The sequence below is a fragment of the Sediminicoccus sp. KRV36 genome (assembly GCF_023243115.1).
GTDB lineage: Bacteria > Pseudomonadota > Alphaproteobacteria > Acetobacterales > Acetobacteraceae > Roseococcus.
The window spans coordinates 1,794,873-1,808,376 of the sequence record NZ_CP085081.1 but is presented as its reverse complement, the minus strand read 5'-3'; the positions used below and the strand labels follow the sequence as shown (position 1 = coordinate 1,808,376).

Annotated in this window: 13 protein-coding genes; 9 read left to right on the top strand and 4 right to left on the bottom strand. The window is 68.8% G+C overall.

Annotated features, from left to right (window positions below; genetic code table 11):
• The first annotated feature begins 33 nt into the window (after positions 1 to 33).
• Genes LHU95_RS08220 through LHU95_RS08210 form a run of 3 tightly spaced genes read left to right on the top strand, consistent with a single transcriptional unit; the run spans position 34 to position 2,748 of the window.
• Positions 34 to 882 carry an ABC transporter permease gene (locus LHU95_RS08220; RefSeq protein ID WP_248710883.1) on the top strand — a complete coding sequence of 283 codons (849 nt, stop codon included), beginning with the start codon at positions 34 to 36 and terminating at the stop codon, positions 880 to 882.
• Positions 879 to 1,673: an ABC transporter permease gene (locus LHU95_RS08215; RefSeq protein ID WP_248710882.1), complete on the top strand. Its 795-nt coding sequence runs from the start codon at positions 879 to 881 to the stop codon at positions 1,671 to 1,673. The genes LHU95_RS08220 and LHU95_RS08215 overlap by 4 nt, the downstream gene beginning before the upstream one ends.
• 34 nt (positions 1,674 to 1,707) lie before the next feature.
• Positions 1,708 to 2,748, top strand: a complete 1,041-nt coding sequence (locus LHU95_RS08210) for an ABC transporter ATP-binding protein (RefSeq protein WP_248710881.1) — start codon at positions 1,708 to 1,710, stop codon at positions 2,746 to 2,748.
• Positions 2,749 to 2,849: 101 nt separating this feature from the next.
• On the opposite strand, the gene LHU95_RS08205 is transcribed toward LHU95_RS08210, so the two are convergent.
• Positions 2,850 to 3,503, bottom strand: a complete 654-nt coding sequence (locus tag LHU95_RS08205) for a DUF1028 domain-containing protein (RefSeq protein ID WP_248710880.1) — start codon at positions 3,501 to 3,503, stop codon at positions 2,850 to 2,852.
• 9 nt (positions 3,504 to 3,512) lie between these two features.
• Entirely contained in the window at positions 3,513 to 5,807 is a 2,295-nt protein-coding gene (locus LHU95_RS08200) for a penicillin acylase family protein (RefSeq protein ID WP_248710879.1), read from the bottom strand.
• Positions 5,808 to 5,890: 83 nt separating this feature from the next.
• Between LHU95_RS08200 and LHU95_RS08195 the strand changes: the two genes are divergently transcribed.
• Genes LHU95_RS08195 through LHU95_RS08185 form a run of 3 tightly spaced genes read left to right on the top strand, consistent with a single transcriptional unit; the run spans position 5,891 to position 9,159 of the window.
• Positions 5,891 to 7,441: an ABC transporter substrate-binding protein gene (locus LHU95_RS08195; protein WP_248710878.1), complete on the top strand. Its 1,551-nt coding sequence runs from the start codon at positions 5,891 to 5,893 to the stop codon at positions 7,439 to 7,441.
• Positions 7,438 to 8,739: an aminotransferase class III-fold pyridoxal phosphate-dependent enzyme gene (locus tag LHU95_RS08190; RefSeq protein WP_248710877.1), complete on the top strand. Its 1,302-nt coding sequence runs from the start codon at positions 7,438 to 7,440 to the stop codon at positions 8,737 to 8,739. Before LHU95_RS08195 ends, LHU95_RS08190 begins: the two co-directional genes overlap by 4 nt.
• The gene (locus LHU95_RS08185) at positions 8,740 to 9,159 is read left to right on the top strand and encodes a DUF1772 domain-containing protein (protein ID WP_248710876.1); all 420 of its coding nucleotides are present in this window, start codon (positions 8,740 to 8,742) and stop codon (positions 9,157 to 9,159) included. It abuts the gene before it with no gap.
• Between the two features lie 7 nt (positions 9,160 to 9,166).
• Here LHU95_RS08185 and LHU95_RS08180 read toward each other — a convergent pair whose 3' ends face one another.
• Positions 9,167 to 9,580 (bottom strand): RidA family protein, encoded by a 414-nt coding sequence (locus LHU95_RS08180; protein WP_248710875.1) that lies wholly within the window; start codon positions 9,578 to 9,580, stop codon positions 9,167 to 9,169.
• Positions 9,564 to 10,280, bottom strand: coding sequence for a GntR family transcriptional regulator (locus LHU95_RS08175; protein WP_248710874.1), 717 nt, complete (start codon positions 10,278 to 10,280; stop codon positions 9,564 to 9,566). The genes LHU95_RS08180 and LHU95_RS08175 overlap by 17 nt, the downstream gene beginning before the upstream one ends.
• 177 nt (positions 10,281 to 10,457) lie before the next feature.
• On the opposite strand from LHU95_RS08175, the gene LHU95_RS08170 reads away from it, so the two are divergent.
• The 3 genes from LHU95_RS08170 (at position 10,458) to LHU95_RS08160 (ending at position 13,139) form a co-directional block, all read left to right on the top strand.
• Positions 10,458 to 11,249 (top strand): ABC transporter substrate-binding protein, encoded by a 792-nt coding sequence (locus LHU95_RS08170; RefSeq protein ID WP_248710873.1) that lies wholly within the window; start codon positions 10,458 to 10,460, stop codon positions 11,247 to 11,249.
• Entirely contained in the window at positions 11,249 to 11,935 is a 687-nt protein-coding gene (locus LHU95_RS08165; protein WP_248710872.1) for an amino acid ABC transporter permease, read from the top strand. Before LHU95_RS08170 ends, LHU95_RS08165 begins: the two co-directional genes overlap by 1 nt.
• A 118-nt stretch (positions 11,936 to 12,053) precedes the next feature.
• Positions 12,054 to 13,139, top strand: coding sequence for a radical SAM protein (locus LHU95_RS08160; protein WP_248710871.1), 1,086 nt, complete (start codon positions 12,054 to 12,056; stop codon positions 13,137 to 13,139).
• Positions 13,140 to 13,504 lie beyond the last annotated feature (365 nt).

Genomic DNA, 13,504 nt, shown 5'->3' with positions numbered 1-13,504 from the left:
GCCGGCACCTTTGCCCTTGCGCGCGATGCACGGATGAAACGCCCCTTCCTGAAGCTGTTCATCACCCCCGCCGCACTGGTTGCGGCGGGCTTCCTGCTGGCCATGGCGGCGGTGCTGCAATACGCCTTCCTGGCCTTCATCCCCGGCGAGTTGCAGCCCGGCGGCTTCTCCCTCCAGAACTTCCGCGAGATGATGAAGCCGCTCTATGCGGGCGTCTTCTACGACACGGTGAAGCTGTGTTTCCTGACCGCCGTGCTGGCGCTGCTGGCAGGCTATCCGCTGGCGCTCGCCCTGGTGCGCGCACGCAACCCTTACGTGAAATCCGCCATCCTCATCATCTCGGTGACACCGCTGTTCCTGGGCGAGGTGATCCGCACCTATGCCTGGATCATCGTGCTGGGCAATCGCGGCTTCGTGAATGGCTCTCTGATGGCACTCGGCATCATTGATGCGCCCATTCCGCTGCTGTTCACGCGGCTCGGCGTCGTGGTGGCGCTGGTGCATGTGACGCTGCCGGTGGTGGTGATCATGCTCGCCGCCGCCATCGCGCATATTGACCGGGATTTGGAGCGCGCGGCCGCCGCCCTGGGGGCCAAACCCTTCCGCGTCTTCGCCACGGTTACGCTGCCGCTTTCCATGCCCGGCATCATCGCGGGGCTGACCACGGGCTTCGCCTGGACCTTTTCGGCCTTTGCCACGCCACAGCTGATCGGCGGCGGGCGGGTGAACATGGTCTCCAACCTGGTTTACGCGCTGGGCTTTTCCTCGTTCAACTTCCCCTTCGCCGCCGCGCTCTCGGTGGCGGGACTGGTGCTGACAGCCCTGGCGCTCGCCGGCTTCCGCCTCCTGCTGCGGCCGCTGCACAAGGTCGGCCTCACGTGATCCTGGGGTTTCGGCTTCTGGTTCTGGTGCTGCTGGCCTTCGTGCTGATGCCGGCCGCCGTCGCGATCATGGCGGCCTTCGATGCGCGTTCCATCATCGCCTTCCCGCCGCAAAGCTTCTCCTGGCGGTGGTTCGAGCGCGCGCTGAATTACGAGGATTTCCAGACCGGCTTCGCGCATTCTGTCTTCGTGGCATGCATCGCCTCAACCCTTTCCGTCATCATCGGCAGCATGGCCGCCTATGCGATGGATCGCTACAGCTTCCGCGGCAAGGCCACGCTGGAGGCGCTGCTGCTGGCTCCGCTCGCCATCCCGCATTTCACCATCGGGCTGGGTGCGTTGATCCTGGCCGCACAGCTCGGCCAGTCGCGCGGCTGGCCAGTGGTGATCCTCGCGCATATCGTCCTCGTGCTGCCCTTCGTGCTGCGCAGCCTTTATGTCTCCCTGAAGAACATTGATCCGCGGCTGGAACTGGCTGCGCTTTCGCTGGGGGCGAAGCCTGGGCGCGTCATCTGGACGGTGACGCTGCCGGCCCTCGCGCCGGGCCTCGCCGGTGGCTGGCTGTTTGCCGCCATCCTCTCCTTCAACGAATTCACCGCATCGCTGTTTGTGACATCCCAGCGCACCCAAACCCTGCCGGTCGCGATGTACAACTACGTGCGCGAATACGCCGACCCATCCATGGCGGCGATCTCGGCGCTCTACATCCTGGTGACGACCATCCTGCTTGTCATCGCCAATCGCTTCCTCGGCCTTGGCCGCATTCTCGGGACTGAAGATGCCAAGCACTGAAAGAGGGGGAGCTGAAGCCCTCCGCCTGGATGGCGTGACCAAGCGCTTTGGCGCCGTCACCGCCCTGCATGAGGCCTGGCTGAAGGTCCGGGACGGTGAGTTCATCACGCTGCTCGGCCCCTCCGGCTGCGGCAAGACGACGCTGCTCAACCTCATCGCCGGCTTCCTGGAGGCCGATGCGGGCGAGATTTTCATCGGCGGCAAGCTCGTCACCACCCTGCCCGTCTGGGAGCGCGATCTGGGGATGGTGTTCCAATCCTACGCGCTGTTTCCGCACATGGATGTGGCCCGCAATGTCGGCTACGGGCTGCGTGCCCGCGGCGTTCCGAAAGCTGAGGAAGCCACCCGCGTGGCCGAGGCTTTGGGCCTGGTGCGCCTCTCAGCCCTGGCGGACCGGCGGCCGAAGCAGCTCTCCGGCGGGCAGCAGCAGCGCGTGGCACTCGCCCGCGCGCTGGTGATCCATCCGCGCCTGCTGCTGCTGGATGAGCCCTTCTCCGCGCTGGACCGCAACCTGCGCGCCGAGATGCAGCTGGAGCTGAAGGAAATCCAGCATCGGCTGGGCGTCACCACCATCTTCGTCACGCATGACCAAAGCGAGGCCATGTCCATGTCGGACCGCGTGGCCGTGATGTCGGAAGGGCGCATCCTGCAACTGGACACGCCCGAGGCGATCTACAGCCGCCCCACCCATCCCTTCGTCGCCGGCTTCATCGGCGATGCGACGGTGCTGCCCGGCCGCCTGCTGGCCCGCGATGACAGCAGCGCAGAGGTGGAGGCAGCCGGGCTGCATTTCACCGTGCCAGCCGAAACGCTGGGCGCAGCGCAGCCCGGCGCCGCCATCTCGCTCTATATCCGGCCCGAGCATGTGCAGCCGATCGAGGAAGGCCCGGGCCTCGCGGGCACCGTCGTCAGCCGCGCCTTTCTGGGTGACCGTGCGGAGCTGTTGGTGGAATGCGGCGCGGCGGGGCGGCTGCTGCTGCGCGTCCCGGGCCAGACGGCGACCTCCCGCTGGCCGGTGGGGGCGCCGGTGCGGATGGGGTTCGCGGGGGCGCAGCCGGTGGCGTTTGTCGCGTAGCGAGGGGCGCTGCCCCTCGCGCTCCCCGGCAGGAGGCGGGCCTTCTGCGCCACCATTTGTCGGGGGTGCTTGAAGCTGAGGGGGGGGGCAAAGCTCCTCTATCAAAACCCGGGCGCAGACTCCGCATCCAGCGCGCGCGCCACATAGGCCGCCTGCTGCGGCGCGTAGCGCGTCCAGAGCCGGCGCAATTCCGCCACCGGCTCCTCATGCCAATCCACGCGCAAATCCACCACGGGCCAGTCATAGCGGTCCGCCACCAGCATGCCGCCGCCGCGCTCATCATCGAACTCGCCGCCCGCTTCCAGCCCGGCTTCGAGGGCTTGCATCAGCCGTTCGGCCAGCGGTGCCCCCTCGCTGGCGGTGAAGGCTTCCACCATCGCCGCCGGCACGCTGGTATTGTCGAGGAGATTGCCCATCGAGACACAATCGCGCCCCACCGCCACGGCATGTTCCGGCATGGCCTTGGCGCCGGAAAACCAGGCGATGCCGCCCATGCGGTCCACCACCGCCACCTGCCGGTGCTCCACCCCGCGGGTGGATTTCAGCAGCGTCTCCAGCACCGCCTGCGCCCCCAGCCCCTGGCGCAGCAGCGTCAACCCCTGCGGCCCAAGTGCCGGGTCCGAGAGGTTCTGCGTGGCAACAGCCCCCAGCGGCCCGGCCCAGGCGCAGCGCGCGGCCGTAGCGATGGAGGAGGAGGTGACGATGGTCCCGAAGGCCCCCGTCACGGCGCAGCGCGCGGTCAGCGAATAGGTCATGCGCCGAGCCTAACCCCCAGCGCCCGGTCGGAGAAGCTGGCTGCGCGCGGCCACGATCCCCTCCCAGGCGTAGCGCATCGGCGTCATCTGCGCGGCGGCCCATGTCGCATGCTGGTCGCTGTAATGCGGGCTGGCGGGATGGCCGGAGGTGCCCAGAAAGACGGACCACAGGCTGTTCTCCCAGGCCCCCACATCGAAGGCATAGCGCGAGAGCGCGCCATATTGCGCGCGCGGGCCCAGCGGGGCGATCAGCCCATTGGCCATCACCGTATCGCCATCGCCGCCCAGTGCCAGGGCGGGCGGGTCCAGCACGCTGGCGGCCTCGGGGAATTGCGCGGAGAGCGGATGGGTGAAGCGTGGGCGATGCACCTCGCCCCAGGGCTGCGTCGGCAGGTCGGCGGCGACTTCCGCCAGCGCATCCCGCAACAGCGCATCCCAGCTGCCGCCGCGCAGCAGGCTCGCATCATCCTGGCGCAGCAGGGCGGGCAGCGCCCACCAGAGCTGCGTCAGCGGCGCAACGCCGGGGGCCGGCGCCAGATAGGGATGGCCCGCCAGCGCGCCCAAGCCACTCACCGCCGCGAAGCGCCGCGTCAGCGCGAGGCGGAAGGCGATATAGCGCGCGGCGGTGACCGAAGCCGCCAGCATCCGCGCATCCCAGGCGGCGATTTCCGCGCGCAGCGCCTCGGCCGCGCCCTCGCAATGCAGCACCGCCAGGCGCGCGACGAAATCCCCGGCGGGCTGGGATTGCACATCGCCATGGATGGCGGCCGCACCTTCGGGGCTGCGCATCGCGGCCTGCTCCAGCAGCGCCATGACGCGGCGGGCGCGATAGGGCGGGTGGCAATCCGTCAGCAGGTAATCGGGGTGATCCTCGGCCACGATGCGGTTATTCGCGGTGACGATGGCCCCACCCGGGGGATCATACAGCACCGGCATGTCCTCATGCGCGATCCAGCCCTGCCATTCATGCTGGCCGGTCCAGCCGGGCATGGGCAGCCAGCCATTTTCGCGGCCCCGCTTCGGCACGCGCGCGCGCAACAGCCAGCCGATGCGCTGCGTCGTATCGGCGGCCACCAGGTTGTGATCAATCAGGCCCCAGCCGCGCGTGGCCTCGAACAGGCCCTCGGCGGTGTCGGCGCGCAGCATGCGCGGCAGGCAATCAAAGGAGAGATCGGTCTCGGCGAATTGCACGGATTTGAGCGTGAGCGCATGGCCGCGCGCCGCGTCACCCGCGATCACGGGGCCGTGGCGCGTCTCGATCACCTCCACCTCGCGCGCGGCTTCGCCCCGCACGGCGATGCTCTCCATCCGGCGGCGCACCGGCTCCCAGGCATCCTGGAACAGGGCATGCGTGGCATCGGCATCGAAGCGCTCGACATAGACGTCGTGGATATCGGCGAAGCCGTGGGTGACGCACCAGGCCACGCGGCCATTATGCGCGAAATGCGGGAAGCCCGGCACGCCTGGCACCGTCAGCCCGATCACATCGAATTCCGGGCAGGCCAGATGGCCTTGCGCATACATGTTCGGCAATTCGAAGACGCGATGTGGATCACCCGCCAGCACGGGCCGCCCCGTCGTGCTGCGCGCGGCCGAAACCGCCCAGTTGTTGCTGCCGCCGCCCGTCGCATCGGGGGCCGCATCCTCCAGCAGCGCGGCCACGGCGGGGGCGAGGTCCGTGAGGCTCGCGCGCCAGCGCTGGGTGTCGGCGCCGTGCGGCATCAGCAGCATGTCGGCGCCGCCATCATCATAGCGCAGGCTGGTCACGCCCTCACCGGCCACGGGCAGGGCCGCCGCGCGCCACAGCTTGAACCAGACGGAGCCCATCAGCAGCCCCAGGCGCCGCATCACCGCGATGGTGTGCCAGCCCGCCCAGGGCTCCGGCGTCGTACCCAGCAGCTGGTATTCCAGGGCCAGCGGCGCGTCGCTGGCGATGAAAGCGTTGACACCCGCCGCATAGGCCTCGCTCATCGCGCGCGCCTCCGCACCCAATGCGGCCCAGTCGCGCTGGCTCACCCCCGCGATGTCCAGGCGGCGGGCCAGCGCATCGGCGCCAAACGCCGCTGCACCGAGCCATTCCGCGCTGCGGCCCAAGGCGCGGCGGCGGTTCAGCTCCATCTGGAACAGCCGGTCCTGCGCGTGGCAGAAGCCCTGCGCGAAAAACGCATCCGCCGTGGAGCCCGCGCGGATATGCGCGACACCAAGGCCATCCCGCCGCACCTCCACGGGGGCCGTGAGGCCGGGCACATGCAACTCGCCATCCAGCCTAGGCAGCGCCTTCTGCGCCATCTCCGCAACACTCATTCGGTCTCTCCTCCACTCGGCGCTGGACGCGCGATGGGGACAGCAAATACCCTCCGTGCCGAAACGACCAGGGAGAGACGGCGATGATGGCGATCACACGGCGAACAAGCCTCGCGGGCCTGGCCCTGCCATTCCTCGGCGGCGGCGCTCAGGCGGCCGGCACGCTGAACATCGTGCTCGAGAGTGAGGCGGTGATCCTGGACCCGCACGCCACCACCGCCGCCATCACCCGCACCTTCGCCACCCATGTGTTCGATACGCTCTACGCCATGGATGGCCAGGGCATGATCCGCCCGCAGATGGTGGAAGCCCATGAGGCCAGCGCCGATGGGCTGATCTGGAATTTTCGCCTGCGCGAGGGGCTGAAATTCCATGACGGCGCGCCCGTCACCTCCACCGATGTGGTCGCGAGCCTGGAGCGCTGGGCCCCGCGTGACAGCCTGGGCCGCATGCTCTGGGCCGCCAAGGCGGAGCTGGTGGCGACCGATGCGCGCAGCTTCCGCCTCACGCTCGCGCGCCCCTTCCCGCTTGTGCTGGATGTTCTCGGGAAACCAAATGCGCCGCTGCCCGTCATCCTGCCCGCGCGGCTCGCTGCCGTGCCAGTGGAGCAGCGCATCCGCGAGATCATCGGCAGCGGCCCCTTCCGCTTCAAGGCGGCCGATTGGCGCCCCGGCAATGTGATGGTGCTGGAGCGCTTCGCCGATTACGTGCCCCGCTCCGAGCCCGCGGATTTCCTGGCCGGCGGCAAGCGCGTGCACCTGGACGCCATCAACCTGCGCGTCATGCCAGACCAGGCGACAGGTGCCAGCGCCCTGATCGCGGGCGAGGTGGACTACATGCAGTATCTGCCCTTCGACCTGCTGCCGCGCCTCGAACGCGCGCGCGGTGTGCGCATGCTGGGCCTGGGCGGCATTCATCAGTTCCAGGGCAATTTCCGCATCAACCACGCGGCGACACCCATGGATGACGTTGGCGTGCGCCGCGTGCTGTGGCGCTGCGCCGACCAGGCGAGCATCCTGACCGCCATCGGCGTGCCGCCGCAATTCCGCGCACCGCCCTGCCCTTCCTTCTTCCTGTGCGACGCGCCGCTCGACAGCCGCGCGGGCGCCGCCGAAGCGAGCTTCGACCCGGCCGAGGCACGCCGCATGCTGGCCGCCACCAGCTATCGCGGCCAGCCGCTGACCTTCATGACCACCTCCGGCGGCATCAGCCAGACGGCGGCGCAGGTGATGATCCAGTCCATGCAGCAGGCCGGCTTCAACGTGACCGAGCAGCTGATGGATTGGGGCACGCTGCTGGCCCGCCGCGCCCGGCGCGAGGGCTGGCACCTGTTTTCCGTCTATGCGAACGGCACGGACATGTTTTCGCCGCTCACCAACTTCTACGTCTCCAACACCTGCGCCGATTATCCGGGCTGGGATTGCGAGCGGGACCAGGCGAGGCTGCTCACCGAATTCGCGCTCGCCCCGGATGCCGAGGCGCGCCGCCGCATCGCGGGCGAGATCCAGGCCATCGCCGTGCGCAACGTGCCCAGCGTGATGTGGGGGCAATTCACCATTCCCGCCGGCTATAGGGACCGGGTGCAGGACCTGCCGCGCGCCGCCTATCCGATGTTCTGGGGTGCCAGGGTTTGAGCCAGGACGCCGGGCTGCGCGCAGCCGACCATGATGGCGCGCTCCGCGCGACCAACCACGATCACGCGCTCCGCGCGACCAACCACGATGGCGCGCTCCGCGCGCGGGCGGCGAAGGTCATTCCCGGCGGCATGTGGGGGCATCTGGATGCCTCCAAGCTGCCGCAGGGCTACCCGCAATTCTTCACGCGCGGCGAAGGCGGTCATGTCTGGGACGCGGATGGGCGGCGCTTCGTGGACCTGATGTGCAGCTGGGGCCCCATCGTGCTCGGCCATCGGGACCCCGTGGTGGAGGCCGCCGCGCGGCGCCAGGCCGATCTCGGCGATTGCCTGAACGGCCCCGCGCCGGTGCTGGTGGAGCTGGCCGAACGCCTGGTGGAGCGCATCCCCGCCGCCGATTGGGCAATGTTCCAGAAGAACGGCACGGATGCCACCACCGCCTGCGTCACCATCGCTCGCGCCGCGACGGGCCGGGGCACGATCCTGATCGCCCGCGGCTCCTATCATGGGGCCGCACCCTGGTGCACGCCCGTCCCCCTCGGCACCACCAGTGCCGACCGCGCGAACCAGCTGCGCTTCGAATACAATGACGTGGCAAGCCTGGAGGCCGCCGCCAGCGCGGCGGGCACGGACCTCGCCGGCATCATCATCACCGCCTTCCGGCATGACAATGTGGTGGATCAGGAGCTGCCTTCGCTGGAATTCGCTGGGGCCGCGCGGCGGATTTGCGACCGCAAGGGGGCGGCGCTGATCGTGGATGACGTGCGCGCGGGGTTCCGCCTGCATCCGGGCGGGTCCTGGGAAGGCTTGGGCGTCCGGCCCGATCTCTCGGCCTGGAGCAAGGCCATCGCCAACGGACATGCGCTGGCCGCCGTGACCGGGCGCGATTCGCTGCGCGATGTGGCCGCGCGGATCTTCGTCACCGGCTCCTTCTGGTGTTCGGCCGTGGCGATGGCGGCGGCGGTGGCGACGCTGGCGGAGCTGGAGCGGCGGGATGTGGTGGGGCATATCGCCCGCCTCGGCCAGATGCTGCGGGACGGGCTGGCCGAGCGAGCGCGGGGGTTCCATATCGGGCTGCGGCAATCCGGGCCGCCCGCCATGCCGCTGCTGCTGTTCGAGGGCGATGTGGATTTCGCCGCCGGGCGGGCCTTCTGCGCGGCCACCCTCCAGGCCGGGGCCTATCTGCACCCGCGGCACAACATGTTCCTCTGCGCGGCGCATACCGAGGCCGATATCCAGGCCGTGCTGGACGCGGCCGAGGCGGGGTTCCGCGCCATCAAGCCCGCCCTGGTGGCCTGAATGCTCGGGCAGCTCGCGCTGGCCTGCGCCGCGCTGTTTGCCGGGGCGGCCCTCTACATCAACATCGCCGAGCAGCCGGCGCGGCTGCTGCTGGATGACGCGGCGCTGCTGGCGCAGTGGAAGCCCAGCTACGCGCGCGGCTTCGCCATGCAGGCGAGCCTGGCGGTGATCTCGGGCCTGCTGGGCCTGGCCGCGGCCTGGGCGCATGCGGATGCACGCTGGCTGGCGGGGGCGGCGCTGATCCTGGCGAACTGGCCCTATACGCTGTGGGGCATCATGCCGACCAACCACAGGCTGAACGCGATGCCCGTGGGGGATGCGGCCAGCCGCGCGCTGATCCGCCATTGGGGCTGGCTGCATGCCGGCCGCACGGCCTTGGGCGGCGGCGCGGTGATGGCCTATCTCTGGGCGATGGGCTGAGTGCGGCCTATCCGCGCAGCCCCACCACCGCCTCGATCTCCAGCTTCATGCCCGGGATGGTGAAGGCCGCGATGCCCACCAGGGTCGAGGCCGGGCGCACCGCGCCGAACCAGCGCTTGCGCACCGCGTTGATCGCCACCCGGTCCGCCACATCCGTGACGAAGACCGTCACCTTCAGCACATCCTCGAAGCGCGCGCCGGCGGCGGCCAGCACCGCGGCCATGTTCTCGAACACCTTTTCGGCCTGCACCGTCACATCGGCGCTGACCACGCGGCTCTCCTGATCCAGCGGCGATACGCCGGAGACGAAGAGGATATTCCCCCAGCGCACCGCATCCGTGTAGTGGCTCACCGGCTCATGCAGCGTCTCGACGCGGTATTCCTGGCGCAGGACCAGGCTGTGTTCAGGCGGCGTGTTCATCGCGAATCTCCGGCGCCCACAGGCGCGATGCGGCGAGCACGGCATCCCGCGTGCCCGCGATATGCGCCTCCAGCAGGGTGCAGGCCTGGGCAGCATCACGCCGCAGCGCCGCCGCCACAATCGCATCCTCCTCCGCCGTCAGCGCCTTGAGGCGGCGCGGCTGCAGCAGGGCGAGGCGGCGGTAGCGGTCGGCATGGTCATAGAGCAGGCCGCAGATCCGCAGCAGCCAGCCGGAACCGCAACCGCCGATCAGCGCCAGGTGCAGCGCGCGGTGCCGCGCCTCCCATTCCTCCCCGATCAGGGCGGCGCCGGCCGCCGCCCGGCGGGAGATGAGCGCGAATTGATGGTGGCAGCGCACCACCTCCCCCTCCCATTCATCGCCGGCGGAGAGGAGGCTGGCCCGCAGCGCCTGCGGCTCCAGCTCCCCGCGCCGGGCCATGATGTCCCGCCAATCCGCCGCCGAGACGGGGGCCACCCGAAAGCCGCGCTGGCTCTCCGCGATGACCAGCCCCGTGGCGGTGAGCGAGGCCAGCGCCTCCCGCAGGGGTGCGAGGCTGCAGCCATAGAGCTGGCAGAGCTTGCTGGTGCGCAGCGGCGCGCCGGGGGCCAGCCGCCCGGCCACGATATCGGCCCGCAGCGCGTGGCGAAGCGTATCGGCCAGGGTGGCGCCGCCGGAGGAGAATGTTTCGGGTTTGGCCATGCGCCTTTATCGGCGATCCCTGGATAATCGTCAAAGTGCAAAATTATCGATCATTTGACTGCGGGCCTGCATCGCCGCCGGGCAGCGCGAGGCGCCAATCCCCGCCACAGCCGCCCCCAGGCCCATGGCACGCGCCTTGCGTGGCCCCACGCCACACCCCCCGGAGACACCCTTGCCATGCGCCGCATCCTCATTGCCCTGATGGCCCTCGCCATCACCCCGGCCCATGGGCAACCCATCCCGGCGCCGCTGGTGACGCCGGGCACGCTGAGCTACGGCACCGCCGCCACCTACCCGCCCTTCCAGTTCCTGGACGAAGGGCGGATCATCGGTTTCAGCGTGGATTACGGCGAGGCGCTGAGCAGCCTGATGGGGCTGCGGCCGGCCATCATGAACATGGATTTCAACGGCCTGATCCCCGCCCTCCAGGCGCGGCGCTTCGACATCATCAACAGCGCCATGCGCATCACGCCCGAGCGCGCGCAGCAGGTGACGCTGATCCCCTACATGCGCATCGGCAGCAACATCGTGGTGCGGGCCGGCAATCCGCGCGGGATCAACGGGCGCGCCGATGTCTGCGGGCGCAGCATCGCCGTCGAGCTTGGCAGCACCATGGAAACCTACGCGCGGGAGGATGACGCCGCCTGCCGCGCCGGCGGCCGCCCCGGCCCCACTGTGCTGACCTTCCCCGGCCGGCAGGACGCGACCATCGCCGTGCGGCAGGGCCGGGCGGATGCGTTCTATGACACGACGCCCGCCGCCGCCCGTGCCGTGGCGCTGAACCCCGGCATCTTCGCCATCGCGGGCGAGACCTTCGGCTTCACCGAAAACGGCATCGCGCTGCGGCGGGAGGATGCGGCCCTGGCCACCGCCGTCATCGCCGCCATGCGCCAATTGGTGACCAACGGCACCTATGCCCGGCTGCTCGCCAAGTGGAACCTGCCGCCCGAGGTGAGCGTCACCCCCTGATGCCCTTCGACGCGCCGGAGCTGATTCTCCATTACCTGCTGAGCCCGCGCTTCTTCCACGCGGCGGGAATGACCCTGCTGCTCAGCCTTTGCGCGCTACTGGGCGGGATGGTGATGGGGCTGGTGCTGGCCATCCTGGCCGAGGTGCGGGCCCGGCCGCTGCGCGCCTTCGCGACCTTCTACCTCTGGCTGTTTCGCGGCACGCCGGTGCTGTTCCAGCTGCTCTTTGCGTTCAACGTGCTGCCCGGCTTCGGCATCGTGCTGCCCGGCTTTGCCTGCGCCGTGCTGGCGCTCTCGCTGAATGAGGGCGCCTATATGGCCGAGATCATCCGCTCCGGCCTGCGCGCCGTGCCGCCTGGCCAGCGCGAGGCGGCGCGCGCCCTGGGGCTGGACCGCGCGCAGACGCTGCGCCTTGTCGTGCTGCCGCAGGCGATCCGCGTCATCATCCCCTCGGTCGGGAACCAGTTCATCGGGATGCTGAAGCTTTCGGCGCTGGTTTCCGTCATCGCGGTGGAGGAGTTGCTGCTGGTCGCGAACCAGACCGCGGCCTCCAGCTTCCGCTATATGGAGGCGCTGACGGCGGCGGGGATCTATTACCTGGCCATCACCTCCCTGTTCATGGCGGGGCAATCGCTGCTGGAGCGGCGGATGGGGGCTGGCTTGCGGGTGGGGGCCGCGCAACGGTGACCTGCGCCGGATGAGCGGCGGCTTTGCTTGGCAGCGGGCCCGCTTTCGTGCAATCCGAAGGCCCGCGCCGGGCGCGATGTGACAAGGACCAGCGATGACCGCGAAACAATCAGGCCTGATGGATCTCTTGCGCCTGGTGCCGCAAGGCGGGCCGGCCATCCTCAACGCCTCCGTCACCAATCTGTGCAACGCCACCTGCGACTTCTGCAACTTCGCGCATGACAAGGGCTTCGTGACCGACCGGCGGACGATGGACGCCGACCTGTTCGCCGATGCGCTGGCGCATATGCGCCTCAAGGGCAATGTCCGCTTCGTGACGTTCATGGGGGGCGAGCCGCTGCTGCACAAGCGAATCGCCGAGATGGCGCGCACCGCCCATGAGATGGGCGTGCAGCCCACCATGGTGACCAATGGCTGGCTGCTGCCCGGGCAGCTGGAATCGCTGCGGGGGACGGGGATTTCCACGCTGTTCATCTCGATCGACAGCGAGGACGCCGCCGAGCACGAGAAGAATCGCGGCCTGAAGGGCGTGTGCGAGCGCATCAAGGAGAGCACGACCCGGATGCGGGAGATGGGGATCACGCCCATCGCCTCCGTCGCGATGACGCGGCTGGTGCGGGATTACGCGGCCCTGGGGCATTTCCTGAAGGAGCTGGGGTTTGCGGCGGTGACGTTTTCGTATCCGCGGAAGGCCGCACTCGGTTCCTCCTCGCTCGTCTATTCCGAGGATAGCGCGCTGGTGGACATGTCCGTGGCGGAGCTGATTGCGGCGTTTGACGGGGTGGAGAAGACGCGGGCGGTGATGCCGGTGTTCAACCCCAAGGAGGGCATCGCCGATATGCGGCGGCGGCTGACGGGCCAGGGCGAGCGATTCATCTGCCATGCGGGGTACAAGTATTTCTACCTCGACTGGAACTACGACCTGTGGCGCTGCGAGGATTGGAACAAGCCGATCTCCAAGGTGATGGACTACACGCCCGAGATGGCGGTGCGCGATGGCTGCCAGGCCTGCACCACGGATTGCTACCGCGATGCGAGCATCATGCTGCATTTCTCGGTGGCGCTGGGGGATAGCTTTGCGCGGCTGCGGGAGGGGAAGATTGGGGCGGCTCTGGGGGCTTTGGCGGATAAGCGGAATTTGGGGTCGTTGGGGGCGGTGATTAATCACGGGCGGCGGATCAGGGGGTTGATGGGGGCGGGGTGATCGGAACAGCGAGAACACCGCCTATGATCAATTGTTTGACCCGGGTGCTGAACCGTTAGTACATTCCAGTCAAACAATCAGGGACGTCTTTGGTGCCGGATATACCGTATCATAGGAAAGAGACACCCACGCAGACAAAGGAAATCGCTGCAAAACAGGAACAGTCTAAAGAAATATGGGGGCTTCCTGCAAGGGGCAGTTCTCTGCCGTCCGTCAAGGCGTATCCGGGAAGCTTGCCTGAAATACGAGGCATTGAGTTCACAACCAATGTGCTTCCTGGCCGCGGTAGCGCCCCGCACGAAGCTAAATGGTATCTTGAAACGTGCCCAGGCGTCGAACTCCGGACGGCCTGCGGCAAAGATTTC